Origin of the sequence: Mycobacterium sp. (genome assembly GCF_032162605.1) — a bacterium.
In the GTDB taxonomy this organism is placed as follows: Bacteria; Actinomycetota; Actinomycetes; order Mycobacteriales; family Mycobacteriaceae; genus Mycobacterium.
In genome coordinates, this window is the sequence record NZ_JAVROT010000371.1 from 1 (window position 1) to 2,569 (window position 2,569).

A 2,569-nucleotide genomic window follows, 5' to 3' on the forward strand; every position below is an offset into this window, starting at 1 on the left:
CGGGTAGGTGTACCAGACGTCGATGGCAGCGGCACGGATCACACCGTCCCTGAGCGCTTCGTAGAGGGCACGCTCGGCGACCAGCGGACCGCGACCGACGTTGACGAGCACCCCATTGGGTCCGAGCGCGCGCAACTGCTCCGACCCGATCATGCCCTCGGTGGCCGGGGTCAGTGGCGCGGACACCACGACGACGTCGGAATCGGCCATCAGCTCGTCGAGCCGTGAGGACTGCCCCGCCCACGTCAGCCCGTGGGCCGCGGCGTCCACGCGACCGGACCCGGTCACTGCCGCGCCCTCGGAGCCGAGGACGCGGAACAACTCCCAGGCGCGTTGGCCGATGTGGCCGAAGCCGACGAAGCCGATGCGGGCATCCCGCAGCGTTGGCGGTTGGCTGATGGCGTCGTCATACACGGCCGTCGCCCACACGCCACGTCGCAGCGCCCTGTCCTGCGCGAGAAAGTCGCGCCGCAGCATGATCGCCGCCGAGAGGACGTACTCGGCGATCGACCGCTCGTGGTGAAAGGTATTGGCCACCAACACAGTATCGGGCAGCGCATTGAAGTCCACCCGGTCGGTGCCCGCGCCGACCACGTGCAAGAGACGCAGCTTCTCAGCTGCGTCGGCCATGTCGGCGGTGAACCGGCCACCCACGTAGACGTCGGCGTCGCGGAGTTCGTCGCGCACGGCTTGGGGGTCTTGCCCGATGCGCCAGACGACGTCGACGCCCGGCGGCAACGCAGCCTCCAATCGCTCACGGTGCGGGACGAGATTGGAGTCGGCGACGAGAACCTTCATGGCATCAGTTCCGTAGCAGTGCGGGTCGTTTACCGTCGAACGTCCAGCCGGGTATCAGGTACTGCATCGCCATCGCGTCGTCCCGCGCGCCGAGCCCCTCGGCCAGGTACAGGGCGTGCGCCGCCGCGACGGCGTCCTCGTCGAGCTCGACGCCAAGTCCGGGGGCATCCGGCACGTCGAGGTAGCCGTCGACGATCTCGTACGGTCGCTTGGTGATGCGCTGGCCGTCCTGCCAGATCCAGTGCGTGTCGATAGCGGTGACCTCGCCGGGCGCCGCGGCGGCGACGTGGGTGAACATGGCCAGTGACACGTCGAAGTGGTTGTTGGAGTGCGAGCCCCAGGTGAGGCCCCACGCGTCGCAAAGCTGTGCGACGCGCACCGAGCCCGCCATCGTCCAGAAGTGCGGGTCGGCCAGCGGAATGTCGACGGCGGCGGCCCGGATCGCGTGAACGAGCTCACGCCAGTCGGTGGCGATCATGTTGGTGGCCGTGCGCAGCCCGGTGGCCCGCTTGAACTCCGCCATGACCTCGCGGCCCGAGAACCCGGCCTCCGGCCCTACCGGGTCTTCGGCGTAGGCCAGCACTCCGTCGAGTTCGCGGCATGTGGTGATGGCATCGTCGAGCAGCCATCCGCCGTTGGGATCCAACGTGATTCGCGCGTCCGGAAAGCGGTCTGCCAGTGCGATCACGGCCTTGGCCTCCTCAGGTGCGGGCAGCACGCCGCCCTTGAGCTTGAAGTCGCGGAACCCATACCGCTCCCTGGCCGCCTCCGCGAGCCGAACCACCGCATCGGGTGTCATCGCCTCGTCGTGCCGGATGCGCAGCCACTCGTCGGAGTCGGCGGGTTCGTCGCTTGCGGACGCGTACGGCAGGTCGGTCCTGGTGCGATCGCCGACGAAGAAGAGATAGCCGAGCGCTTGAACGCGTGTGCGCTGCCGTCCCTCGCCGAGCAGCGCCGCAACGGGGACGTCCAGGTGCTTGCCGAGAAGGTCGAGCAGGGCCGACTCGACCGCGGTCACCGCGTGCACGGTGATTCGGAGATCGAACGTCTGCGCGCCACGGCCCGCGGCGTCACGATCGGCGAACGTGCGGCGGATGTCGGCCAGCACGGCGTGGTGCTCGCCGATGCTGCGACCCTCGACGATCTGGCGGGCATCTTCGAGCGTGCGACGGATCGGCTCACCGCCGGGTACCTCACCGACGCCGACGTTGCCATCGGAGTCGGTCAGGATCACCAAGTTTCGGGTGAAGTACGGCGCATGGGCGCCGCTCAGGTTCAGCAGCATGCTGTCGCGTCCAGCGATGGGAACCACCCGCATTACGGTCACGACGGGGGTGCGGCTCACTCGGGGCGAGCGAAGCGACTGGGGAGGTGGCGTCCTCATACTGTCAGCGTACAAACGTACGTTGATACTCGTCCAACACCCTTATGACATGGATTCATGCTCGGGTTGCATTCGTCGGACGTCCCTACTGGGCGAACCACTTGTCGCCGTTGGCGACGGGCCGCAGCACGCGGGTCACCTTGTCCCCCACGCTGCACAGCGCCTCGACGACGGCCCGCTCGCGCTCCGGCGTCAACCGCGCGATGGGGACCGACGCGCTGATCGCGTCCTGCGCGGGCCGCGTGTAGCCCAGCGCCACGGCGAAGCACCGCAACCCGGCCGTGTTCTCCTCGTCGTCGGTGGCATAACCGTGTACCCGTGCCATCTCGAGCTGCTCCTCCAGTAGCGCCCGGTCCGTCGTCGTGTGCACCGTGAGCGCCTGCAGCG

Annotated in this window: 3 protein-coding genes; all 3 read right to left on the reverse strand. The window is 68.5% G+C overall.

Going from position 1 to position 2,569, the window contains the following annotated elements; translation table 11 throughout:
* Positions 1 to 798: 2-hydroxyacid dehydrogenase (locus QOI01_RS20830; RefSeq protein WP_526384280.1), on the reverse strand; the 798-nt coding region annotated here is incomplete at its 3' end.
* 4 nt (positions 799 to 802) lie between these two features.
* Positions 803 to 2,116: an enolase C-terminal domain-like protein gene (locus tag QOI01_RS20835; RefSeq protein ID WP_526384284.1), complete on the reverse strand. Its 1,314-nt coding sequence runs from the start codon at positions 2,114 to 2,116 to the stop codon at positions 803 to 805.
* Between the two features lie 151 nt (positions 2,117 to 2,267).
* Positions 2,268 to 2,569 (reverse strand): IclR family transcriptional regulator domain-containing protein (locus QOI01_RS20840; protein WP_526384282.1); only part of this gene is annotated, 302 nt, incomplete at its 5' end.